Origin of the sequence: Phyllobacterium sp. NPDC097923, assembly GCF_044760925.1 — a bacterium.
GTDB lineage: Bacteria > Pseudomonadota > Alphaproteobacteria > Rhizobiales > Rhizobiaceae > Phyllobacterium > Phyllobacterium calauticae.
Window position 1 is genome coordinate 15,751 of record NZ_JBIWBL010000007.1, and the last position, 23,291, is coordinate 39,041.

The 23,291-nt window shown below is 62.6% G+C and carries 21 protein-coding genes; 14 read left to right on the forward strand and 7 right to left on the reverse strand.

Annotation, left to right across the window (positions count from 1 at the left end):
* The first annotated feature begins 14 nt into the window (after window positions 1–14).
* Window positions 15–614, forward strand: coding sequence for a deaminase (locus ACIQWS_RS22905; protein WP_403184848.1), 600 nt, complete (start codon window positions 15–17; stop codon window positions 612–614).
* Window positions 615–673: 59 nt separating this feature from the next.
* Here ACIQWS_RS22905 and ACIQWS_RS22910 read toward each other — a convergent pair whose 3' ends face one another.
* Window positions 674–805, reverse strand: a complete 132-nt coding sequence (locus ACIQWS_RS22910; protein WP_403184626.1) for a hypothetical protein — start codon at window positions 803–805, stop codon at window positions 674–676.
* A 6-nt stretch (window positions 806–811) separates the two neighbouring features.
* Here ACIQWS_RS22910 and ACIQWS_RS22915 point away from each other — a divergent pair, with 6 nt between their 5' ends.
* Complete coding sequence (locus ACIQWS_RS22915; RefSeq protein WP_403184628.1) at window positions 812–1,426, forward strand: LysR substrate-binding domain-containing protein; 615 nt, start codon at window positions 812–814, stop codon at window positions 1,424–1,426.
* 124 nt (window positions 1,427–1,550) lie between these two features.
* On the opposite strand, the gene ACIQWS_RS22920 is transcribed toward ACIQWS_RS22915, so the two are convergent.
* Together ACIQWS_RS22920 and puuE are read right to left on the reverse strand one after the other, a co-directional pair.
* Window positions 1,551–2,054, reverse strand: coding sequence for an ureidoglycolate lyase (locus tag ACIQWS_RS22920; RefSeq protein WP_403184630.1), 504 nt, complete (start codon window positions 2,052–2,054; stop codon window positions 1,551–1,553).
* A 9-nt stretch (window positions 2,055–2,063) separates the two neighbouring features.
* Window positions 2,064–3,482 (reverse strand): allantoinase PuuE, encoded by a 1,419-nt coding sequence (puuE, locus tag ACIQWS_RS22925; protein ID WP_403184632.1) that lies wholly within the window; start codon window positions 3,480–3,482, stop codon window positions 2,064–2,066.
* Window positions 3,483–3,663: 181 nt separating this feature from the next.
* On the opposite strand from puuE, the gene uraH reads away from it, so the two are divergent.
* Genes uraH through xdhC form a run of 4 tightly spaced genes read left to right on the forward strand, consistent with a single transcriptional unit; the run spans window position 3,664 to window position 8,731 of the window.
* Window positions 3,664–4,032 (forward strand): hydroxyisourate hydrolase, encoded by a 369-nt coding sequence (uraH, locus tag ACIQWS_RS22930; RefSeq protein ID WP_403184635.1) that lies wholly within the window; start codon window positions 3,664–3,666, stop codon window positions 4,030–4,032.
* Between the two features lie 6 nt (window positions 4,033–4,038).
* Window positions 4,039–5,517 carry a xanthine dehydrogenase small subunit gene (gene xdhA / locus ACIQWS_RS22935; RefSeq protein ID WP_403184637.1) on the forward strand — a complete coding sequence of 493 codons (1,479 nt, stop codon included), beginning with the start codon at window positions 4,039–4,041 and terminating at the stop codon, window positions 5,515–5,517.
* 9 nt (window positions 5,518–5,526) lie between these two features.
* A complete protein-coding gene (gene xdhB, locus ACIQWS_RS22940) occupies window positions 5,527–7,863 on the forward strand; it encodes a xanthine dehydrogenase molybdopterin binding subunit (protein ID WP_403184639.1) in 2,337 nt (778 codons plus the stop codon).
* A gap of 7 nt (window positions 7,864–7,870) precedes the next feature.
* On the forward strand, window positions 7,871–8,731 hold the full coding sequence (gene xdhC / locus ACIQWS_RS22945; protein ID WP_403184641.1) for a xanthine dehydrogenase accessory protein XdhC: 861 nt from the start codon (window positions 7,871–7,873) through the stop codon (window positions 8,729–8,731).
* A gap of 3 nt (window positions 8,732–8,734) precedes the next feature.
* Here xdhC and ACIQWS_RS22950 read toward each other — a convergent pair whose 3' ends face one another.
* Window positions 8,735–9,649 carry a LysR family transcriptional regulator gene (locus ACIQWS_RS22950; protein ID WP_105735167.1) on the reverse strand — a complete coding sequence of 305 codons (915 nt, stop codon included), beginning with the start codon at window positions 9,647–9,649 and terminating at the stop codon, window positions 8,735–8,737.
* Window positions 9,650–9,783: 134 nt separating this feature from the next.
* Here ACIQWS_RS22950 and ACIQWS_RS22955 point away from each other — a divergent pair, with 134 nt between their 5' ends.
* A complete protein-coding gene (locus tag ACIQWS_RS22955) occupies window positions 9,784–11,025 on the forward strand; it encodes a urate hydroxylase PuuD (protein ID WP_403184643.1) in 1,242 nt (413 codons plus the stop codon).
* Complete coding sequence (gene guaD / locus ACIQWS_RS22960) at window positions 11,022–12,377, forward strand: guanine deaminase (RefSeq protein ID WP_403184645.1); 1,356 nt, start codon at window positions 11,022–11,024, stop codon at window positions 12,375–12,377. The genes ACIQWS_RS22955 and guaD overlap by 4 nt, the downstream gene beginning before the upstream one ends.
* 43 nt (window positions 12,378–12,420) lie before the next feature.
* On the opposite strand, the gene ACIQWS_RS22965 is transcribed toward guaD, so the two are convergent.
* A complete protein-coding gene (locus tag ACIQWS_RS22965; protein ID WP_403184648.1) occupies window positions 12,421–13,251 on the reverse strand; it encodes an IclR family transcriptional regulator in 831 nt (276 codons plus the stop codon).
* A gap of 167 nt (window positions 13,252–13,418) precedes the next feature.
* Between ACIQWS_RS22965 and gcl the strand changes: the two genes are divergently transcribed.
* From gcl to ACIQWS_RS22985, 4 genes are read left to right on the forward strand one after another with little or no spacing between them, the layout of a single operon-like run.
* Entirely contained in the window at window positions 13,419–15,203 is a 1,785-nt protein-coding gene (gcl, locus tag ACIQWS_RS22970) for a glyoxylate carboligase (RefSeq protein WP_403184650.1), read from the forward strand.
* Window positions 15,204–15,228: 25 nt separating this feature from the next.
* Window positions 15,229–16,044 (forward strand): hydroxypyruvate isomerase, encoded by an 816-nt coding sequence (gene hyi / locus ACIQWS_RS22975; protein WP_403184653.1) that lies wholly within the window; start codon window positions 15,229–15,231, stop codon window positions 16,042–16,044.
* Window positions 16,045–16,048: 4 nt separating this feature from the next.
* Complete coding sequence (locus ACIQWS_RS22980) at window positions 16,049–16,933, forward strand: 2-hydroxy-3-oxopropionate reductase (protein ID WP_346305692.1); 885 nt, start codon at window positions 16,049–16,051, stop codon at window positions 16,931–16,933.
* Between the two features lie 33 nt (window positions 16,934–16,966).
* On the forward strand, window positions 16,967–18,244 hold the full coding sequence (locus ACIQWS_RS22985; protein ID WP_403184656.1) for a glycerate kinase: 1,278 nt from the start codon (window positions 16,967–16,969) through the stop codon (window positions 18,242–18,244).
* On the opposite strand, the gene ACIQWS_RS22990 is transcribed toward ACIQWS_RS22985, so the two are convergent.
* Both ACIQWS_RS22990 and ACIQWS_RS22995 read right to left on the reverse strand, forming a co-directional pair.
* Window positions 18,241–18,408 (reverse strand): DUF1127 domain-containing protein, encoded by a 168-nt coding sequence (locus tag ACIQWS_RS22990; protein WP_403184658.1) that lies wholly within the window; start codon window positions 18,406–18,408, stop codon window positions 18,241–18,243. The two genes, ACIQWS_RS22985 and ACIQWS_RS22990, sit on opposite strands and share 4 nt — an antisense overlap.
* Before the next feature lie 130 nt (window positions 18,409–18,538).
* Window positions 18,539–18,991 carry an Lrp/AsnC family transcriptional regulator gene (locus ACIQWS_RS22995; RefSeq protein ID WP_223615429.1) on the reverse strand — a complete coding sequence of 151 codons (453 nt, stop codon included), beginning with the start codon at window positions 18,989–18,991 and terminating at the stop codon, window positions 18,539–18,541.
* A gap of 123 nt (window positions 18,992–19,114) precedes the next feature.
* Here ACIQWS_RS22995 and ACIQWS_RS23000 point away from each other — a divergent pair, with 123 nt between their 5' ends.
* Window positions 19,115–22,168 carry an aminotransferase class III-fold pyridoxal phosphate-dependent enzyme gene (locus ACIQWS_RS23000; protein WP_403184661.1) on the forward strand — a complete coding sequence of 1,018 codons (3,054 nt, stop codon included), beginning with the start codon at window positions 19,115–19,117 and terminating at the stop codon, window positions 22,166–22,168.
* 85 nt (window positions 22,169–22,253) lie between these two features.
* Window positions 22,254–23,270, forward strand: coding sequence for an amino acid ABC transporter substrate-binding protein (locus ACIQWS_RS23005; RefSeq protein WP_403184663.1), 1,017 nt, complete (start codon window positions 22,254–22,256; stop codon window positions 23,268–23,270).
* Window positions 23,271–23,291: the final 21 nt, after the last annotated feature.

Sequence of the window (23,291 nt, forward strand, 5' to 3'; positions counted from 1 at the left end):
ACACGTCAATGACTGTGGAAAGACCAACGATCGCGACGATCGATGCGCTGCTCGACGCGATGGAGCATCACATCATTCCGATGACGGAAAAGGGTGTGGCGGCAGGCAACAAGATTTTCGGCGCCGCCTTGCTGCGCAAATCGGATCTGTCGCTCGTTCTGGCGGAGACGAACAACGAGACGGAAAACCCGCTCTGGCACGGCGAGGTGCATACGCTCAAGCGCTTCTACGAGGTGAACCCGGACAAGCGCCCGGACCCCAGGGATCTCATCTTCCTGTCGACGCACGAACCCTGCTCGATGTGCCTTTCGGCCATCACCTGGGCCGGCTTCGACAATTTCTACTATTTCTTCAGCCATGAGGATTCCCGCGATGCCTTCGCCATCCCGCATGACCTGAAGATTCTGAAAGAAGTCTTCACGCTGGAGCCCGGCGGTTACAACACTGAAAATGCGTTCTGGAAAAGCTATGCCATCCACGCGCTGATTGCGGCGCTGCCGGAGCCGGACCGCGGCAGGCTGCATGCCCGTGCCGCCCGGATCGCCAAGAAATATGCGGATCTGTCGAACCAGTACCAGGCGGGCAAGGATCAGAATTCGATCCCGCTGAACTAGAGCTTGACCCATCGATACATGGACGAGACGGGGTGTGCGCCCCGTCTCGTCTGTTTTGGCTAGTTGCTGCCGAGAAGTGGCAGTGTCCGCAGCGATTTTGCCAGCCGGATCGCGCTCCACGGCATGTATTCGGCGATCGCCAGCCCGACAATATCGGCTTCGGCATCCACGGCCCGCAAAATTCCGGCCACGTCGCGGTGACACCGGAGGGCGAGGAATATTACCGTCATGCGGCCCGTCTGGTGGCGGAGATCGACGAGGCCGACGGTGCGGTGCGCGGCAGCAAGCTGACACCGCGCGGGCATCTGCGCATCGAGTCCACCGCCACGTTCGCCCAGAATATCCTGATCCCGCACCTGCCGGATTTCCATGCGCAATACCCGCACATCACCATCGCCTTGGGCACCAGCAACCGAACGGCGAACATCGTCGGCGAGGGCGTGGACTGCGCGATCAGGGCCGGGGACATTGGCGACCTGTCCCTCGTGGCACGGCACCTGTTCGATGCCGGGTTCGTGACGTGCGCGTCGCCAGCCTATCTCGAGCGCATGGGGACGCCTGCGGCCCCGCAAGAGCTTGAGGGCCGCCACTGCAAGGTTGGCTTCTTCTCGCATGCGGACGGCAAGGCCAAGCCGATGTTGTTCGTGAAACCCGGTGACAGGTACACCGTCAGCGAGCTGCAATTCTCCGCCAATGAGGACAATGGCCAGATCGCCATGATGCTGGCAGGGCTCGGTATCGGACAGAATCTCAGGCCGTTCGTCCAGCCTTATCTGGAGTCCGGGCAACTCGTTGAAATCCTCGGCGAATGAAGCCATCCGCCGCTGCCGTTCCATGTGGTGTATCCGCCCGGCAGGCATCAGAGCGCCCGGCTGAAGGCCTTGATCCAGTGGCTTATCGAGCGCTTCGGCAAAGCCGGCATGCCGCCGGCCAGGCTCAGCGGACGATGAACGGTTCGGGGTAAAAATGTTCCTCGAGATTGTTGCCGTCGCCGCCGCGATCCACGACGATAAAATCCGAGATGCCGCCGAGGGGCGTGAGGATGCCATGCCAGATATTGCGATGGATGTTCACACCCTGTCCCGGTCCCGTCAGGAAGGCGATGGGATCGCCCGCCCCGTCGGGCAGGTCATGGGCGATCACGACCAGCAGGGGATGGGCGGACAGCGGCATGAAGGCCTGGCTGCCGAGCGGGTGCCGTTCCACCATCGTCAGCGTCAGCGGCAAATCATAGGGCTTGCCGCGCAGGAGGCTGATCAGAACGCGCGGGTTTTCCCCGGTTGTCTCGACCTTCGCCAGGTCGTGGTAGCGCGTGCACATGCCGTGATTGATGGGAAAGCTGGACGATCCCTCCACCTCGATCACGTCGCCGAAGGGCTGGAACGCTTCACGGGTAAGGGGCTGTATCCGAATCTCGCGCGTGGCTGTTGAACCTGACATGGTCATCCCTCAGTTTGGCAGCATGCCCTGCAGGCGCAGAAACGCGATCCGCTCCACCTGCCGGCAGGCGGTGTTGAATTCGGTTTCCCGGTCATTCTTGACGCGTGCCCTGAAGGCTTCAAGGATGCCATCCTTGCTGTGGTCCTTGACCGCGATGATGAAGGGGAAGCCGAAGGTTTCGACGTAGAGGCCGTTGAGCGCTTCGAACTGCGCTCGCTCCGCGTCGGTCAGGGCATCGAGACCGGCGGATGCCTGTTCCTGCGTGGAACTTTCCGTCAGCCGCTTGGCCTGCGCCAGTTTACCCGCCAGATCCGGGTGGGCGGTAAGCACGGCAAGCCGTTCCTCCGCCGACGCGCCGCGGAAAACGGTGGTGAGCAGGGCATGCAGCCCCGCTGCCGTGTCGTGCCCATAGGAAAGCTCGCAGGCAAAGGCGCGCTGCGCGATCCATTCGGAATGTTCGAACACGCCGCCAAAGCGCGTCACGAATGCCGCTTCCGCCAGTCCCGACGGGCGCGGTTCGCCGGATGGCTGCGGATGGGTTTCTGCCCAGTGCCGGGCAATGTCGATGCGCCGCGCCAGCCAGACATGGCTGTGGCTCTGCACATAGTCGATGAACCTTGCGACAGCGGCCGCACGCCCCGGCCTGCCGGCAAGGCGGCAATGCAGGCCGATGCTCATCATCTTGGGAGAACCCGCTTCGCCTTCGGCGTAGAGCGTGTCGAAACTGTCCTTGAGGTAGGAGAAGAACTGCTCGCCGGAATTGAAGCCCTGCGGCGTGGCGAAGCGCATGTCATTGGCATCCAGCGTATAGGGGATGATCAGCTGCTGCCGCCCGGCGGCCGCGTGCCAGTAGGGCAGGTCGTCGGCATAGGAATCCGACACATAGTCGAAGCCACCTTCCTCTGTTGCAAGGTCGACAGTGTTGACCGAGCAGCGGCCGGTGTACCAGCCCTTCGGCCGCTCGCCGGTGATATCCGTGTGGATGCGGATGGCCTCGCGCATGTGCTCGCGCTCCGCCTCCCTGGTGTAGTCCTTGTATTCGATCCACTTCAGCCCGTGCGAGGCGATCTCCCAGTCCGCATCCAGCATGGCGCGGACCTGTGCCGGCGAGCGTTGCAGGGCGGTTGCCACGCCATAGACGGTTACAGGCACCTTCCGGTCGGTGAACAGGCGATGCAGGCGCCAGAAACCGGCCCGCGCGCCATATTCGTAGATCGATTCCATGTTCCAGTGCCGCTGGCCCGGCCAGGCCTGCGCGCCGACGATTTCCGAGAGAAAGGCTTCCGATGTGGCATCGCCGTGCAGCACGCAGTTTTCGCCGCCTTCCTCATAGTTCACAACGAACTGGACAGCGATTTTTGCGCCGTCCGGCCAATGGGCCTGCGGCGGGGTTTCTCCATATCCATGCAAGTCTCTGGGATATCTCATGGCAGCGATCCGTCCTCCACTCTGCTGGTCCGATCCCATGAATAATCAAATAAGCGGAGATGCATTCCCCCAGAAAATTTTGAAAGTCCTGCAAGGAAGCGCCGCCTACTGCACCGGCGCCGCGCCGGGCAAACTGGGCGATGCAAAAGTGGAAAATCCGCCTTGGGAGGGAGGAACGCTCATGAGTTCTCAGAACGAAACGACAGGCCGTCTGACGACGCATGTGCTGGATACCGCCAGCGGCAAGCCTGCCGCCAACCTACGGGTCGATCTCCTGCGTCTTGACGGCGAGCAGTTCTCGGCACTGCGCAGCACGCGCACCAATGCGGACGGGCGCTGCGATGCGCCGCTTCTGGCCGGTGCGGAGATGCGTGCCGGCACCTACGAGCTGCGGTTTCATGTCGGCGCCTATCTCGGCGGGCAGGCCGATGGCGCCGTGCCGTTCCTCGATGTGGTGCCCATCCGCTTCGGCATTGGCGATGAGGCCGCGCACTACCACGTGCCGCTGCTCGTCGCGCCCTACGCCTATTCGACCTATCGCGGGAGCTGACCGGCCATGGATATCCAGACCCGCACCAGCCTCCGCTTCCTGCTCAATGACCGGCTCGTCGAACTGACCGATGTGGCGGCAACCCAGACGCTGCTCGATTTCCTGCGCCTCGATCGCCGGTTGCGCGGCACGAAAGAAGGCTGCGCCGAAGGCGATTGCGGTGCCTGCACCGTCCTGGTCGGCCGCCTGACCCATGGCCAGCTGACCTATGAATCTGTCAATGCCTGCATCCGTTTTGTCGGCTCGCTCGATGCCTGCCATGTCGTCACGGTGGAGGCGCTTGCCGCAGCCGACGGCACGCTGCATCCGGTGCAGCAGGCGATGGTCGACACCCACGCGTCCCAGTGCGGCTTCTGCACACCCGGTTTCGTCATGTCGCTCTACGGCCTGTGGATGCACAATCCGAGCCCGGCAGTGCGGGACATCGAGAAGGCGCTGCAGGGCAATCTGTGCCGCTGCACCGGCTATGCCGCCATCATCCGCGCGGCGCAAAGCGTGTCGGCGCGCAATGCCGGCAGTGATCCGCTTGTCGCCGAGCGCGCACGGGTCATCGAACAGCTGCAGGCGCTGAAGGACGGCAGGCGCGTCGATATCGGCGAAGGAAAGCAGCGTTTTATCCTGCCCGCCGATGTGGATGATTTCGCCACTGTTCTCGACGCCAATCCCGGTGCCACCATCGTTGCCGGTTCGACCGATGTCGGGCTGTGGGTGACGAAATTCATGCGGGAGATCGGTCCCGTCATCTTCACCGCGCATCTCGACGGGCTGCGCCGGATCACGGCTGACAACAGAGGACTGACACTCGGTGCCGGTGTGAGCTACACCGACGCCTATCCGGTCATCTCGGAACATTTCCCGCAATTGTCGGAGCTGTGGAACCGCATCGGCGGCGAGCAGGTGCGCAACATGGGCACGATCGGCGGCAACGTCGCCAATGGTTCGCCCATCGGCGATACGCCGCCGGCGCTGATTGCGCTCGGCGCAAGCGTGCACCTGCGCAAGGGGCCGAACCGCCGGTCCGTGCCGATGGAAAAATACTTCATCGACTATGGCAAACAGGACCGCGTGCCGGGAGAATTCGTCGAGGCCATTCACATTCCCGCCCTCAAGCCGGGCGAACTGTTCGCCGTCTACAAGATATCGAAACGGCTCGACGAGGACATTTCGTCGGTGTGCGGCGCATTCAAGGTGCTGCTCGATACCGCGGGCAATGTGCAGGCTGCCACCATTGCCTTCGGCGGCATGGCGGGCACGCCAAAGCGCGCTGCCGCCGTCGAAGAGGTGCTGACGGGCTCCTCATGGGATGAGGCGACCGTCGAGCGGGCCATGGCGGCCTTTACAGCGGATTTCACGCCGCTGACCGACTGGCGCGCCTCGGCGGACTACCGCCTTTTGACCGCCAGGAACCTGCTGCGCCGCTTCCATCTGGAGACGACGGGCGAAGACAATATCCGGCTGAACCGTTATGCCGCGGTTGCGGGCTAGGAGGAGAGCATGAATTCGATCCAGCCGATGGCCCGCATCAAGGGCGGGGTGCACGAACAGCAGCCGCATGAATCCGGCCACAAGCACGTTTCCGGTTCCGCCGAATATATCGATGACATGCCCGAACCGGCCGACACGCTGCACGCCTATCTCGGCCTGTCGCAGCGTGCCCATGCGGAAATCCTGTCGATTGATTTCGAAGCGGTCAGGGCATGTCCGGGTGTCATCGGTGTGCTGACGGTGGACGATATCCCCGGCCACAATGATGTGAGCCCGGCCGGCAAGCATGACGATCCGGTCTTTGCGGTGGGCAAGGTGGAGTTCCATGGCCAGCCCATGTTTGCCGTCATTGCCGAAACGCGGCAGATTGCCCGGAATGCGGCCGCGAAGGTCAAGGTGGAGTACCGCGATCTCGATCACGCCATCGACGTGCTCGATGCTGAAAAAGCCGGCTATCCGCTGGTCATCGATCCACTCAAGCTCGAGCGCGGTGACATTGCCGAGGGGCTTGCCAAAGCAACGAACCGGCTGAACGGTGAAATGCGCATCGGCGGGCAGGATCATTTCTATCTCGAAGGCCATATCGCCTTTGCCATGCCCGGCGAGGATGACGAGGTGACGGTGTATTCCTCGACCCAGCACCCGAGTGAGACCCAGCACATGGTCGGCCACGTTCTCGGCGTACCCGCCAATGCGGTCACGGTCAACGTGCGGCGCATGGGCGGCGGCTTCGGCGGCAAGGAAACGCAGGCCAACCTTTTCGCCGCCGTCGCTGCGGTTGCGGCGAAGAAATACAAGCGGGCGGTTAAAATCAGGCCGGACCGCGACGACGACATGGTTGCCACAGGCAAACGCCACGATTTCCATGTGGCCTATGAACTGGGTTTTGACGATGACGGCCGCATCGAAGCGGTGGACGCGACGTTTTCGGCGCGTTGCGGTTTCTCCGCCGATCTGTCCGGACCGGTCACCGACCGGGCGCTGTTCCACGCCGACAACTGCTATTTCTACCCGAATGTCCGCCTGCGTTCGCGGCCGCTCAAGACCAATACGGTGTCCAACACGGCGTTTCGCGGCTTCGGTGGCCCGCAGGGCATGGTCGGAGGCGAGCGGATGATCGAGGACATCGCCTATGCGCTGGGGAAGGACCCGCTGGAGATCCGCAAGGCCAATTTCTACGGCGATGCCGGCAGGAACGTCACGCCCTACCATCAGACCGTCGAAGACAATATCATTCCACAGATCGTCGCCGAACTGGAGGCATCGTCGGACTACGCTGCGCGGCGCGAAGCGGTTCTTGCCTTCAACCGCGACAGCCGGATCATCAAGCGCGGTATCGCGCTGACACCGGTCAAGTTCGGCATCTCCTTCACCAAGACCGAATACAACCAAGCGGGCGCGCTGGTGCATGTCTACAGCGACGGCTCGATCCATCTGAACCATGGCGGCACGGAAATGGGGCAGGGGCTCTACACCAAGGTGGCGCAGGTGGTGGCCGATGAGTTCCAGGTCGATCTCGACCGCGTCAAGGTGACCGCGACGACCACGGCGAAGGTGCCGAACACATCGGCGACGGCAGCCTCGTCCGGGTCCGATCTCAACGGCATGGCCGCCGCCAATGCGGCGCAGCAGATCAAGGCGCGGCTGGTGGACTTCGCTGCCGAACATTATGCGGTTGCGAAGAGCGAAGTCTTCTTCGAACCCAACGCGGTTCGGGCCGGCAATCGCCTTATCCCGTTTGCCGATTTCATCCGGACGGCCTATGGCGCGCGCGTGCAGCTGTCGGCGGCGGGTTTCTACAAGACCCCGAAAATCCACTGGAACCGCGCGGAAGGCAGAGGCCGGCCGTTCTATTACTTCGCCTATGGCGCCTCGGTCTCGGAAGTCAGCATCGATACGCTGACCGGCGAATATCAGGTCGACCGGACGGATGTGCTGCATGATGTCGGGAAGTCGCTCAATCCGGCGCTCGATCTCGGGCAGGTCGAAGGCGCCTTCGTGCAGGGCATGGGGTGGCTGACCACCGAGGAACTCTGGTGGGATACCAAGGGACGCTTGCGCACCCATGCACCCTCCACCTACAAGATCCCGCTCGCCTCGGACCGTCCGCGCCAGTTCAATGTGGAGCTGGCCACCTGGTCCGTCAACCGCGAGGAGACGATCCGCCGTTCCAAGGCGGTCGGCGAGCCGCCTTTCATGCTGGCCATCTCCGTGCTCGAGGCAATCTCCATGGCAGTCGCCAGCGTTGCCGACTACCAGGTCGCGCCGCGCCTCGATGCCCCGGCGACACCGGAACGCGTGCTGATGGCGGTCGAACGGCTGCGCGCTGCGCGGAACGGGAAGTGAGCGTCCCATGCCGTCGAACCGCGATGATATCAGGGATTTTCTCAACCGGCGCAAACATGTGGTGCTGGTCGAGGTGAAATCCGCCAGCGGCTCGACGCCGCGTGAAGCGGGCGCCTGGATGCTGGTTGCGGTCGATTGCATTTTTGGGACCATCGGCGGCGGCCAGCTCGAATTCATGGCCATCGACCATGCGCGGCGGCTGCTGAGCGAAGGCGGGGCGGATGCGGACGATATCTCCGTTCCGCTCGGACCGGAGATCGGACAATGCTGCGGCGGGCGGGTTGGCCTCGGTTTCAAGCGGGTGGACAGGCCCCTGCGCTCGGCGCTGGTGGAAAAGGTCGATCTGGAAATCGCCCAGCGCCCGCATGTCTACATCTTCGGGGCGGGGCATGTCGGCGACGCGCTGGCCATGGCCCTGTCGCTGGTGCCGCTGCGCATCGTTCTCGTCGACACGCGCGAGATCGAACTGTCCGCCACGCGGGTCCCCGGCATCGAAACCTGCCTGACGGCAATGCCGGAAATGGTGGTGCGCGATGCGCCGGCGGGCAGCGCCTTCGTTGTCCTCACCCATGACCATGCGCTGGATTTTCTCATCACGGCCGAAGCCCTGGCGCGGGGCGATGCCGCCTATGTCGGCATGATCGGTTCGAAGACCAAGAAGGCGACCTTCCGCAGCTGGCTGGAGCGGGAAGTTGGCCGCCCGGACATTTTTGACGGGCTGGTCTGCCCGGTGGGGGGAACCGCGGTCAAGGACAAGCGCCCGTGCGTCATTGCGGCGCTGGCGGCGGCCGAAATCATGACCTCAGCCCTCAACCACCGGATCGGCGAGGAGCGCCTGCCCAGGCAGAAGGCGCGCCTGCACGCCTGATGCCTATTCGAGCATGGCGCTGATCAGCCGCTGGCAGCGCTCGGTCATGAAATCGATCATCAGCCGCACCTTCGGGTCCTGGAACCGCTTGTGCGGATAGATCGCCGCAAGCTGGATGCTGACCGGTGGCGTATTCTCAAGGATCGGCTGCAATGTCCCGTCATTGATGTGGTTTTTGACCTCGAAGAGCGGCTTGTTGATGATGCCGCGGCCATCGAGCGCCCAGCGGGTCAAAACATCCCCGTCATCGGAATCATAGGGGCCGCTGACCTCCAGCTTGCGCGGGCCTTCCGGCGTCTGCAGCGTCCAGTAATATTCCTTGGAGCCGGGATAGCGCAGAAGCAGGCAATCGTGATGCCCGGTTATGAGCTCGTCCGGGCTGGCCGGGATGCCGCGCTTGGCAAGGTAATCCGGCGAGGCGCAGATCACCCGCTCGCAGTTCATGATGCCGCGCATGCGCAGGTTGGAATCCTCGAGAATGCCGAGCTTGAAGGCGACGTCGACGCCCTCGCTCATGATGTCGATATTGTGGTCCGACAATCGCAGCCGAACCTCGATATCGGGATATTTGTCGTGGAATTCCGGCACGCCGGAGGCGATCAGCCGGCGGCCGATGCCGAGCGGCGCGGTGATGCGGATGGCGCCCTTCGGCTTTTGCGACAGGTCGGCAATCGCCGCTTCCGCCTCGTTGATCGCCTCGATGATCTTGACCGCCCCTTCATAGAAGACGCGGCCATGCTCGGTCGGCGTCAGCTTGCGCGTGGTGCGGTTGAAAAGGCGCACGCCGAGATAGCGCTCCAGCTCCTTGATGCGGTTGCTGGCGACAGCCGGGGACGCCCGCTGGTCCCGGCCGGCGGCAGAAAGGTTTCCCAGTTCGACGACGCGAACGAAAACACGAAGATTATCGAAATATGACATGGTTCCCACCCCTGTCTTACACCGTTCCATGCTGTAGCATTTTATAGTTTTTTTTGAAAGAGATGGGCGATTTATGGCGTTTTCCTGCGGCTCAGGCTTTGGCACATACTCTTTCGCATAAAAGGGAGAGCCGCATGTATGAATATGCCATAGCCTGGGAATGGCTGAATTTTGCCGTCCGCTGGTTGCACGTGATCACCGGCATTGCGTGGATCGGCTCGTCATTCTATTTCGTGGCGCTTGATCTTGGCCTGCGGCAGCGTCCGGACCTTCCGGTCGGCGCCCATGGCGAGGAATGGCAGGTGCATGGCGGCGGTTTCTATCACATCCAGAAATATCTGGTCGCCCCGGCGCAGATGCCCGAACACCTCACCTGGTTCAAATGGGAATCCTATGCGACGTGGCTGTCCGGCTTCGCCATGCTGTGCATCGTCTATTATGCCGGCGCCGACCTCTACCTGATCGATCCGCATGTGCTCGACGTGTCGCGCCCGGTGGCCATCGCGGCCTCGCTGGCCTCGATCTTCGGCGGCTGGGTGGTCTATGACACGATCTGCAAGTCGCCGCTGGGCCGCAACGATACGCGGCTGATGGTGCTGCTCTATTTCATTCTGGTCGGAATGGCCTGGGGCTATACCCAGCTGTTCACCGGCCGTGCCGCCTTCCTGCATCTCGGCGCCTTCACGGCGACGATCATGTCGGCAAACGTGTTCATGATCATCATTCCCAACCAGAAGAAGGTGGTTGCGGACCTCATTGCCGGCAAGACGCCAGACCCGAAGCTGGGCAAACAGGCCAAGCAGCGCTCCACCCACAACAATTACCTGACGCTGCCGGTGCTGTTCCTGATGCTGTCGAACCATTATCCGCTGGCATTCGGCACCCAGTACAACTGGATCATCGCGTCGCTTGTCTTCCTGATGGGCGTCACCATCCGCCACTGGTTCAACACGCGCCATGCCCGCAAGGGCGACCCGACCTGGACGTGGCTGGTCACCGCCATCCTGTTCATCGTCATCATGTGGCTGTCGACGGTGCCGAAAATCCTGTCGGGAGGCCCGGCCGCCGACAAGGTATCGGCCGTGCAGCAGCCCTTCATCGCCTCGGCGGAATTTCCCAAGGTGCGCGATACGGTCCTCGGCCGCTGCTCCATGTGCCATGCGAAGGAGCCGGGCTGGGAAGGGCTTATCGCCCCACCCAAGGGTGTCATGCTGGAAACCGATGGCCAGATCGCAGCGCATGCCCGCGAGATTTATCTCCAGGCCGGGCGCTCGCACGCCATGCCGCCGGCCAACGTGACCGCTATCTCCAACGAGGAGCGGCAATTGCTGGCCAAATGGTATGAGAACACAGTCAAGGGAGGAACAATCCAATGAGCCAACTGCTGCTGCGCGGCCGGGTGCTGACCTTTACCGATGCGCCGAAGGCCATCGATGACACCGCGTCCTATTCCTATTTCGAAGATGGTGCCGTTCTCATCGAAAACGGCAGGGTTGTCCGCGTGGGTGACCATGCAACGCTTGCGCCTCAGGCCGGGCCGCAGGCGCAGATCGTCGATCACCGCCCGCACCTGATCCTGCCGGGCTTCATCGACACGCATCTGCACTTCCCGCAGACGCAGGCCATCGCCTCCTACGGGGCGCAGCTGCTGGAATGGCTCAACACCTATATTTTCGTCGAGGAGCAGAAGTTCGCGTCCTCCGTCCATGCCGATTTCATCGCCGGGCGCTTCATGGATGAGCTGCTGCGCAACGGCACCACTTCGGCAGTTGCCTATTGCTCGGTGCATCCGGAAAGCGTCGACGCCTATTTTGCGGCAGCGGAAAAGCGCAACATGCTGATGATCGGCGGCAAGGTCATGATGGACCGCAATGCGCCGGAAGGGCTGCGCGACACGGCGCAAACAGGTTACGACGAGACCAAGGCGCTCATTGCAAAATGGCACGGCCGGGGCCGGGCGCTTTATGCCATCAGCCCGCGCTTTGCCATCACCTCGACGCCCGAGCAGATGGAGATGAGCCGGGTTCTCGTGCGTGAACATCCCGAATGCTACGTGCAGACGCACCTGTCGGAAAACCGTGACGAGGTTGCCTATGCCACGTCGCTGTACCCCGCCGCCAAGGATTATACCGACATCTATGCAGGCTATGACCTCCTGGGCAAAAAGATGCTGCTCGGACACTGCATCTACCTCTCCGACCGCGAAATTGCGGCGCTGGCCGAAACCGGGTCCGTGGCGGTCTTCTGCCCGACCTCCAATCTGTTCCTCGGCAGCGGCCTGTTCGACCGCGACCGGTTCCAGACGCTGGGGGCGCGGTTTTCGGTGGCGACGGATGTCGGCGGCGGCACCAGCTTCTCCATGCTGGAGACGATGGCCGAGGCCTACAAGGTGCTGCACGTGCAGGGCCAGCGCCTCTCGCCCTTCGCGTCCTACTACATGATGACGCTCGGCAATGCGCGGGCGCTCGGCCTTGAAGACCGGATCGGATCGCTGCATGCGGGCGCCGATGCCGATATCACGGTTCTCGACAGCCGCGCCAAGCCGGCGATGGAATTGCGCATGCGCACGGCAACCACGCTGGCCGAAGAGCTGTTCATCCTGCAGACCATGGGGGACGACCGTTCGGTGGCCGAGGTCTATGTGGCGGGCAAGCCGATGAAGAGCAGGCTCGACAAACATCCGGCGGCGGGGCCGGCCCGGTCGTCGGCCGATCTGCAGATCGCCTGAGGATGACGAAAAAGGGGCCAGCGGCCCCTTTTTGCTTTTCCCGCTAGAGTTCGTGCGGTTTGCGGCCACCCATGGCCTGCGTCAGTTCATCGGCGGTCCGGCGGATGACTGGTCCAAACACATCCAGCTTGTTCTTGGGCAGGCGCACGGCCGGGCCTGAAATCGAAATCCCGGCGATGGCCTCGCCGTGTTCATTGAAAACGGGTGCTGCGATGCAGCGCATGCCGAGCGTGTGCTCCTCGTCGTCGATCGACCAGCCGCGTGCGCGGATCTGCTGAATGTCCTTCAGGAGGGCGGGCAGCGTATCGAGCGTGCGGTCGGTGAAATGCGCCAGCGTCTTGCCGCTGAGCATCTGGCCGATATCGGTGTCGGACCAGGTCGACAGGATCGCCTTGCCGATGCCGGATGCATGGATGGGGCCGCGCCGTCCTGGCCGGAAGAAGGCGCGCATCGGCGCATGGCTCTCGATCTGCGAGATGAACACCACATCGCCTTCGTCCTCGATCGCGACATTGGCGGTCTCGCCGCACGCGTCCATCAGCTTTTTCAGGAATGGCCGGCTGATGCTGCCGAGCTTGCGGTAGCGCAGGAAGGCATTGCCGATTTCAAAGGCGCGCACGCCGACCGTCCATTCGCCGGATTCCGGGTCATGCGCGAGCATGCCGTGATTGGCAAGCGAAGTCAGCAGGCGATGGACGGTCGATGGCGCCATGCCCGTGTGGTCGGCGAGGTCCGTCAGCGTCGATCCGTCATTGTCGGCGACGATGCTGAGCAGATGGAGGCTGCGGTCAAGCACCTGAACCGAGGAAGGCACGGCATTCTCCCCCGCCTTGCGTCCCCGTCTGCCTTTCGCTGCTGTCGACTGTGAGGCCATGCTGCCGTCTTTCCCCTTGCATTACGATGCATTGGCATAATCCGGCGCGGTTGATTTTACCAGTTTTATTGAAAATCTTTATTTCCATATAATGAGAATGATTTCCAGAAATTCATTGTGCGATTCATGAAACGGATTATGATCCCACTAAATCTGGAGGAATGATCATGACCAAAATGCGTGCTGTCGATGCTGCGGTTCTTATCCTGGAAAAGGAGGGGATCGATTGCGCTTTCGGTGTGCCGGGCGCGGCCATCAACCCGTTCTATTCGGCGCTGCGCGCCCGCGGTTCGGTCCGCCATATTCTGGCGCGCCACGTGGAAGGCGCTTCGCACATGGCGGAGGGCTATACCCGCGCCAATCACGGCAATATCGGCGTGTGCATCGGCACATCCGGCCCGGCCGGTACCGATATGATCACCGGTCTTTACTCGGCCTCGGCCGATTCCATCCCCATCCTCTGCATCACCGGACAGGCGCCGCGCGCCCGTCTCGACAAGGAGGATTTTCAGGCCGTCGATATCGCTTCCATCGCCAAGCCGGTGACCAAATGGGCGGTGACCGTGATGGAACCTGGCCTCGTCCCCTACGTCTTCCAGAAGGCTTTTCACATCATGCGCTCGGGCCGTCCGGGGCCGGTGCTGATCGACCTGCCGCTGGATGTGCAGCTGGCGGAAATCGAATTCGACGCCGACACCTATGAACCGCTTGAGCCGTACAAGCCCGCCGCAACGCGCGCGCAGGTGGAAAAAGCACTGGCCATGCTCAATGCGTCGGAACGCCCGCTGATCGTGGCGGGCGGCGGCATCATCAATGCGGACGCCTCCGATCTCCTGGTGGAGTTCGCTGAAATCACCGGCGTTCCCGTTATCCCGACATTGATGGGCTGGGGAACGATCCCGGACGATCACCGGCTGATGGCGGGCATGTGCGGCCTGCAGACCTCGCACCGCTACGGCAATGCCACGCTGCTGGCATCGGACTTCGTGCTGGGGATCGGCAACCGCTGGGCCAACCGCCATACGGGCAATGTCGCGACCTATACGGAAGGGCGCACATTCGTGCATGTCGACATCGAGCCGACCCAGATCGGCCGCGTTTTCGCGCCGGATTTCGGCATTGTCTCCGATGCGGGCAAGGCGCTGAAGCTGTTCCTCGACGTGGCCACCGAATGGAAGGCCGCAGGCAAACTGCGCGACTGGTCGGCATGGGCGCGGGAATGCCAGGAGCGCAAGCGCACCCTGCTGCGCAAGACGCATTTCGACCAGACGCCGCTGAAGCCGCAGCGCGTCTACGAGGAGATGAACAAGGCGTTCGGCCGCGACACTTGCTATGTCACGACCATCGGCCTCAGCCAGATCGCCGGGGCGCAGTTCCTGCATGTCTATCGCCCGCGCAACTGGATCAATTGCGGTCAGGCCGGGCCTCTCGGCTGGACCTTGCCCGCAGCCCTTGGCGTGCGTGCCGCCGATCCGCACCGGCCGATCGTGGCGCTCTCCGGCGACTATGATTTCCAGTTCATGATCGAGGAACTGGCCGTCGGCGCCCAGCACAAGCTGCCCTATCTGCACGTGGTCGTGAACAATTCCTATCTCGGGCTGATCCGCCAGGCGCAGCGCGGCTTCAACATGGATTTCGAAGTGTCGCTTGCTTTCGACAACATCAATGCTTCTGATGATGCGGAGAAAGGCTACGGCGTCGACCATGTGGCGGTGGTCGAGGGTCTCGGCTGCAAGGCCATCCGCGTGCGCAGCCCCAACCAGTTTGCCGACGCCTTTGCGCAGGCGCAGGCGCTGATGGACGAACACCAGGTGCCGGTGGTCATCGAGTTCATCCTCGAGCGGGTGACCAATATCTCGATGGGCGCCGACATCAATGCGGTAGTCGAGTTCGAGGAGCTGGCCGAACAGAAACAGGATGCGCCGACCGCCGTCGCGGCATTCCTTGACTGACATTCACTGACTTTCCGGAGGTCTCATGCCCAAATTTGCAGCCAATCTGACGATGCTCTTCAACGAGGTTCCGTTTCTCGATCGCTTTGCACTGGCCAGCCAGGCGGGTTTCGATGCGGTGGAATATCTCTTCCCCTATGAATTCGACGCCGCCGTTCTCAAACAGAAACTCGGACAGCACCGGCTGGTGCAGGTGCTGCACAATCTTCCGGCCGGCAACTGGGCGGGCGGCGAGCGCGGCATCGCGGTGCTGCCGGACCGCATCGATGAGTTCCGGCGCGGCGTTGCCACGGCCATCGACTATGCCACCGAGCTGGGATGCAGGCAGATCAACTGCCTTGCCGGCATCGCGCCGGTCGGGCTGGCGGCCGATGTGCTGCGCACGACATTCGTGCACAATCTGCGCCTGGCGGCGCAGGAGCTTGCCAGGCATCAGATCCGCCTGCTGATCGAGCCGATCAACGCCTATGATATTCCCGGTTTCTACCTGAATACCGTCGAACAGGCCGCATCGATCATCGACGAGGTCGGCAGCGACAATCTCTTCATCCAGTACGATCTCTATCACCAGCAGCGCACGCGCGGCGAACTGGTGGCGACCTACCAGCGCCACAAGGACCGGATTGCCCATATCCAGCTGGCCGACAATCCCGGCCGGAATGAGCCGGGCACGGGCGAAATCAACTATCCCTTCGTGTTCGAGGCTCTGGACGAGGCCGGTTACACCGGCTGGATCGGCTGCGAATACAAACCAAAGACTGAAACGCAACGCGGACTGGGCTGGCTGAAGGATTTTTCCGACGCGCAGAAATCCGCCGACATCTTGAGAATGAGGAGCTGAGGATATGGCTGACATAGGTTTCATCGGACTGGGCATCATGGGCACGCCCATGGCACGTCACCTGCAGGATGCGGGGCATGACGTCTACACCTCGAAATTCTTCATCGAGCCGCGCCCGGAACTGGTCGAGAACGGCCTGAAGATCGTTGAAAGCCCCAAGGCTCTCGCCGAAAAGACGGATATCATCATCCTGATGCTGCCGGATACGCCCGAGGTCAAGGACGTGCTCTTCGGCGAAAACGGCGTGGTCTTCGGCTTGAAGCCGGGCAAGCTCGTCATCGACATGAGCTCGATCTCGCCGATTGAAACGAAGGAATTCGCCAAAAGGGTTCGCGAGACGGGCAGCGAATATATCGATGCGCCGGTGTCCGGCGGCGAGGTGGGCGCCAAGAACGCCACGCTCAGCATCATGGCGGGCGGCGAGCAAAGCGCCTTCGACCGGGCCCTGCCGCTGTTCAAGCTGATGGGCAAGAACATCACGCTTGTCGGCGATTGCGGCGACGGCCAGGTGACCAAGGTTGCCAACCAGATCATCGTTGCGTTGACCATCGAAGCCATTTCGGAAGCGCTGGTGCTGGCGTCGAAGGCGGGTGCCGATCCGGCGCGGGTGCGCGAGGCCCTGATGGGCGGCTTTGCCTCCTCGCGCATTCTCGAACTGCATGGCGAGCGGATGATCAAGCGGACATTCGAACCGGGGTTCCGCATCTCGCTGCACCAGAAGGACCTCAACCTTGCCTTGCAGAGCGCCAAGACGCTGGGCGTCTCGCTGCCCAACACGGCATCGACGCAGGAACTGTTCAACAGCTGTGCGGCGAACGGCGACAGCGGTCTCGACCACTCCGGACTGGTCAAGGCGCTGGAGCGCATCGCCAACCACGCGGTCGCCTGAGTTCGACAGACAAGGCCATGGGGGCGGACAATAATGACATTGAAAACCGCCCCCAGGGCATTGCTGACATCCCTGTTTGACGCCGCCGTGGCGGCGGCGCAGGCCGAGCGCACCGTTGCCGCCAACCTGCCGGACCGCCCGAAAGGGCGTACCATCGTCATCGGCGCCGGCAAGGGCTCGGCGCAGATGGCGCGCGCCTTCGAACAGGCCTGGGATGGCCCGCTGCAAGGGGTTGTCGTCACCCGTTACGGTTTCGGCGTGCCATGCGAGCGGATCGAGATCATCGAGGCGGCACATCCGGTGCCCGATGCGGCAGGTCTGAAGGCCACGGCAAGACTGTTTGACGCGGTTGCCAATCTGACAGAGGACGATCTTGTGGTGGCGCTGATATCGGGCGGCGGTTCTGCGCTGTTGCCGGCACCGCCGGAAGGCATGACGCTCGATGACGAGATTGCGGTCAACAAGGCATTGCTGGCATCCGGCGCACCCATCGCCGCGATGAACACGGTGCGCAAGCACCTTTCAACCGTCAAGGGCGGGCGGCTGGCCGCCGCCGCCTTTCCGGCCAGGGTCGTTACCTTGGTCATATCCGATATTCCGGGCGACAACCCGGCTCTGGTCGCATCGGGTCCAACCGTGCCGGATGAAGCATCGCTCGACGATGCACGGGCGATCGTGCGCCAGTACAATCTTGCATTGCCGTCCGCGGCCTTGCGGCATCTGTCGCTGGATGCGGCCCGCGCACCCAATCCCGGCGATCCCGGTTTTGCCCGCAACACGGTCCGCATCATCGCTTCGGCGGCGGTCTCGCTCGAGGCGGCCGCAGCGGCGGCGCGGCATCAGGGCGTCGACGCGGTCATCCTGTCCGATGCCATCGAGGGGGAGGCGCGGGAAGTCGCGCATGTGCATACCGCGCTTGCCCGCGAAGTTTTGACCAGAAACCGGCCGTTCACGGCGCCGGTGGTTCTCCTTTCCGGGGGAGAAACCACGGTCACCGTGCGCGGGAAGGGCAAGGGCGGGCGCAACACGGAGTTTCTTCTGTCTTTTGCGCTTGGTATCGCCGGGGCCGGGGGCATCTCGGCACTGGCCGCCGATACGGACGGCATCGATGGTTCGGAGGACAATGCCGGAGCCTTTGCCGATGGCAGCACCGCCGCGCGGCTGGCGGGTCTTGGGAGGGACGCGCGCAGCCTGTTGAATGCCAATGATGCGTGGTCGGCGTTCGATGCTCTCGGTGATCTTTTCGTGCCGGGCCCGACGGGCACCAATGTCAATGATTTCCGGGCCATTTATATCGATGGCAGTAGCTAGTTCCTTTCGCGCTGATTGCCCGAATAGGAGCGGACGGGAATGCCAAGGACATGGCTGAGGGGATCAATGCCCAGGTCTGCCAATTGATCCAGCGGCAGGCTGTTGAGTTCGGCAATGGTGCGGCGCGCATTGCGCCAGGCAATAAAGTTGCGGTAAATGTTCATTTTCATACCTCGTCTTTGTTCGTCAAATAGACCTGTGAACACGACGGAGTATGCGCGGCCATGTCAAAAACCGGTATCCCGTTTGGCCGAAGAGATTGCCTGATCCTCCGAGAGTGAATCCGGCCGGCGGTTATTCTCCCGCGTCGCCGCCCATCCGGTCGATGTCGCGGCGCAGAATGATCGATGTGGTGACGTCATCCACTTCCTCCAGCAGCGCCACCGTGTTGCGGATCGTGTTGAGGTGATTCATCGACGGCACCTCGACCTCGACAATCAGATCGAGCTGCCCGCTGACCGAGGAAACGCGCCGGACTTCCGGACGGGCCGCAAGCTGGTCCAGCACGCCGAGCGCCGGGGTGCGCACCAGGCTGATCAGCAGGAAGGCGCAGATCACCCCCTCGTTCAACTGTCCGATATCGGCCCGGTAACCGCGGATGACCCCCGACCGTTCGAGAAAAAGAATGCGCTCGCTGGTTGCGCTGCGTGACAGACCGATCTTTCCGGCGAGCGTCTTCAGCGGAATCTTGGCATCGCGCGACAGGATGCTCAGAATGTTCCGGTCCTTTTCATCGAGTTCCTTCATTGCCCTCTTCTCTTCCCCCGACCAAATGCCGGTTCAGGCCGTCCTTCTGACGGTCAAACCGGCGGATTAACGGATGCCCCATTTTGAGGCCCGTGCCAAGCTCTGGCGAAAAGGAGTTGATGCATGATCAATCTGTCCCATCCGGCACCGGCATTTTCGAATGCGGAAGCACTCGCCATCGCCAAGGAGCATTTTGGCGTGGAGGGCCGGATCAGTTCGCTCGCCAGCGAACGCGACCAGAATTTCCGGATCGATGCATCGGATGGCTCCATCTGGATTCTCAAAGCCGTCAATTCCAGCGAGCCGAAGGACCAGAGCGATTTCCAGACGGCGCTGCTGCATCATCTCGAAGCCAATGCCTCCGATCTGCCGGTGCCAAGATTGCGTCGGTCGCTGGACGGGCAGGTGCTGGTGCAGGTTCAATCCTCGACCGGCGATCAGCATTGCATCCGCATGGTGTCGTGGCAGGACGGCGATCCCCTGGCCGAACGCGAACGTACGCCGGCGGTCCTGCAAAGCCTCGGCGGGATGCTCGGGCGGCTGGACAGGGCCATGCAGGGCTTCATGCATCCCGGCGCGCTCAGGACATTCGACTGGGACATGCGGGCGGCGGGCCTGTCGCGCCAGCGCCTGAAATATATCGACAATGCCGAGGATCGTGCGTTGCTCGGCCGCTTCCTCGACCGGTTCGAAGCGCGGGTGGCGCCGCGTCTGCCATCCCTTCGTGCCGCCGTCATCCACAATGACGCCAATGACTGGAACGTGCTGGTCGATCCGGATAATCCCGCCGAGATCGCCGGCCTGATCGATTTCGGCGATGCGCTGCACAGCGTGCTGATCGCGGAAGTGGCGGTGGCCTGCGCCTATTCCATTCTCGATCTCGACGATCCCATCGGCGCGGCAGTCGCCATCGTTGCGGGCTTCCATGCGGAATATCCTCTGCAGGAACAGGAGCTGGATCTGCTGTTCGACCTGATCGCCATGCGGCTGGTCACCAGCGTCACGCTGTCGGCGCAGCGCAAGGACAAGACGGATGATAATCCCTATCTCGCCATCAGCGAGGCCCCCGCATGGGCATTGCTGCGGCGTCTCGATGTGATCAATCCGGGCTTTGCCACGGCGATTTTCCGCCATGCCTGCGGATATGATGCGTCTGCCGGGGCCAAGGCGGTTGCCGGCTGGATCAAGCGCAACAACCGGACTTTTGCTCCGGTTCTCGCGCAGCATCCGGCCACCGCGGCCAAGGCGCTGGTTCCCTATGGCGATCCCGAAAATGCCATGACCGTCTGGTCCGCGGCGCAGCAGCCGGACAAGGCAACCGCGTGGTGGGATGGCTATTGTGCGGAAAACGGTATTGCGCTTGGCATCGGGCCGTGGGGCGAGGAACGCTCCGTCTATACCGGCGTGATGTTCGAATCGCGTTTCATTGCCGGCGAGCGGCGCACCCGGCATCTTGGCCTCGACCTCTTCATGGCTGCGGGCACGAAACTGTTCACGCCCATCGCGGCGACTGTCGCAGAAGTCGTCATCGAGCCAGATCCGCTCGGCTATGGCTGCCTCGTCAAGCTCGAGCATGCGCCGGACGGCTGCCCGCCCTTTGCGACGCTGTGGGGGCATCTTGCGCATGAGGCCCTGACGCGGCTGCGCCCGGGCGACGTGCTTCAAGCGGGCGATCTCGTCGGCCAAATGGGCGCGCCGGCGGAGAATGGCGGCTGGGCACCGCATCTGCATCTGCAATTGTCGGTTGATACATCCCTGTCCGCAACGGCCATCCTCGGCGTCGGCGAAGCGCGCTATCTCCCGGTCTGGGGCGAGCTGTTCCCGGATCCGGCCAATTTCATCGGCCTGCCACGCGAGACATTCCAGCAGACGGGGCGCAGCCGGGAGGCTATCGTCGCGGCGCGCCGCACGTCGCTCCTGCCCAATCTCTCCATTTCCTATGCGGAGCCGATCAAGTTCGTGCGCGGCGACGGTGTCTGGCTGATCGACGATCGCGGCCGGGCCTATCTCGACTGCTTCAACAATGTCTGCCATCTCGGCCATGCCCATCCGGATGTGGTGAGGGCCCTGTCATGGCAGGCGGGCCTGCTCAACACCAACACGCGCTATCTCCACGACAATATCGTCACCTATGCGGAGCGGCTGACCGCGACACTGCCGGGAGACCTCGCGGTCGCGACCTTTGCCTGTTCGGGCAGCGAGGCCAACAGCCTGATGTTGCGGATGATGCGGGCGCATACGGGCCGCGAGGAGGCGATTGTGCTCGATTGGGCCTATCACGGCACGACGCAGGAACTGATCGAGCTCAGCCCCTACAAATACAAGCGTCGGGGCGGCAAGGGCCGCAAGCCGCATGTCTATGAGGCCGCCATTCCCGATCCTTACCGCGCGCCCTCCGACTGGCAGCAGGCGGAGATTGCCAGCCGCTATGCGGAAAGCGTTGCCGAACAGATCGAACAGATGCGCCGGGCAGGCAAGGCGCCGGGCCTGTTCCTTGCCGAGTCCATTCCCAGCGTTGCCGGTCAGGTGTTCCTGCCGGATGGTTACCTCAAAGAGGTCTACGCGATGGTGCGTGCCGCCGGCGGTATCTGTGCGGCGGATGAAGTGCAGGTCGGTTTCGGCCGCGTCGGCAGCCATTGGTGGGCGTTCGAGACGCAAGGCGTGGTGCCCGACATCGTCACCATGGGCAAGCCCATCGGCAATGGTCACCCCATGGCGGCGGTGGTGACGACGCGCGAGATCGCCGCCTCGTTCAACAACGGCATGGAATATTTCAACACATTCGGCGGCAATCCGGTGTCCTGTGCCGTGGGCCTTGCGGTGCTCGATGTGATCGAGCGCGACAATCTGCGGCAGAATGCGCTGGAGACAGGCAATTACCTGCTGCAGCGCTTCGAGGAGATGAAAGCCCGCCATGCCGTCATCGGCGATGTGCGCGGACAGGGCCTGTTTCTCGGCATCGAGCTGGTGACGGACCGCAGCACCAAACATCCGGCCACGGAGATAGCCCGCGCCATCAACAACGGTGCCAGGGAGCGCGGTATCCTGATGGGAACGGAGGGACCGCACGACAACATCCTGAAGCTGCGCCCGCCGATGATTTTCAGCCGGGCCAATGCGGATTATCTGATCGACGTGTTGGAGGACACGTTCACGGCCGTCCTGGCGAACCAGTGATCCAAACACCGAAGAACGAACGAACCGCCGGGCAGCTGTCCGGCGGACGGGAAAGATTTATTCAATCACAATGAGGGAGAACACCATGAAACGGACTGCACTTCTCGCCCTGCTGCTGGCATCGGCAGCCTTTACCGCCACCCCGGCCAAGGCCGACACGCTGTCGGTGATCAAGGAACGCGGCCGCGTCAATTGCGGCGTCAGCCAGGGCGTCCTCGGCTTTTCCAATGCGGACAGTACGGGCAAATGGACCGGCTTCGACGTTGATTTCTGCCATGCGGTGTCAGCGGCAATCTTCGGCGACCCGGACAAGGTCAACTTCATTCCGCTTTCCACCAAGGACCGCTTCACCGCGCTGCAGTCCGGCGAAGCCGATCTGCTGTCGCGCCAGACCACGTGGACCCTGTCGCGCGATACCACCATGGGCCTCAAATTCGTCGGCACCGCCTATTATGACGGGCAGGGCTTCATGGTGAAGAAGTCGCTGGGCGTGAAGAGCGCAAAGGAGCTTTCCGGCGCCTCGCTGTGCACGGAGACCGGCACGACAACCGAACTCAACGTTGCCGATTATTTCAAGGCGAACAACATCACCTACGAGATCGTCTCGTTCGAACGCCCGGATGAAACCATTGTCGCGCTGAACAACGGCCGCTGCGATGTCTACACGACGGATGCCTCCGCACTCTACGCGCAAAGACTGACCCTGTCCGACCCCGAGGGGTTCATGGTGCTGCCCGAGATCATTTCCAAGGAGCCGCTGGGACCGGCGGTGCGCCAGGGCGATGACCGCTGGTTCAACATCGTCCGCTGGACGCTGTTCTCGATGATCGAAGCGGAAGAGCTGGGCATTACCAGGGAGAACATCGCCAAGCAGGTTGAATCCGGCAATCCGTCGATCAAGCGCTTTCTGGGCGCCGAGGGGGATACGGGCGCGCCGCTGGGCCTCGACAAGGGCTGGATCTACAACATCGTGTCGACAACCGGCAATTACGGCGAAATGTTCGACCGCAATCTCGGCAAGGGCAGCCCCCTGAAGATCGACCGGGGCATCAACGCCCTGTGGAATGCCGGCGGCCTGATGTATGCGCCGCCGGCGCGGTAAGACGCGTTACCATGATAAAAG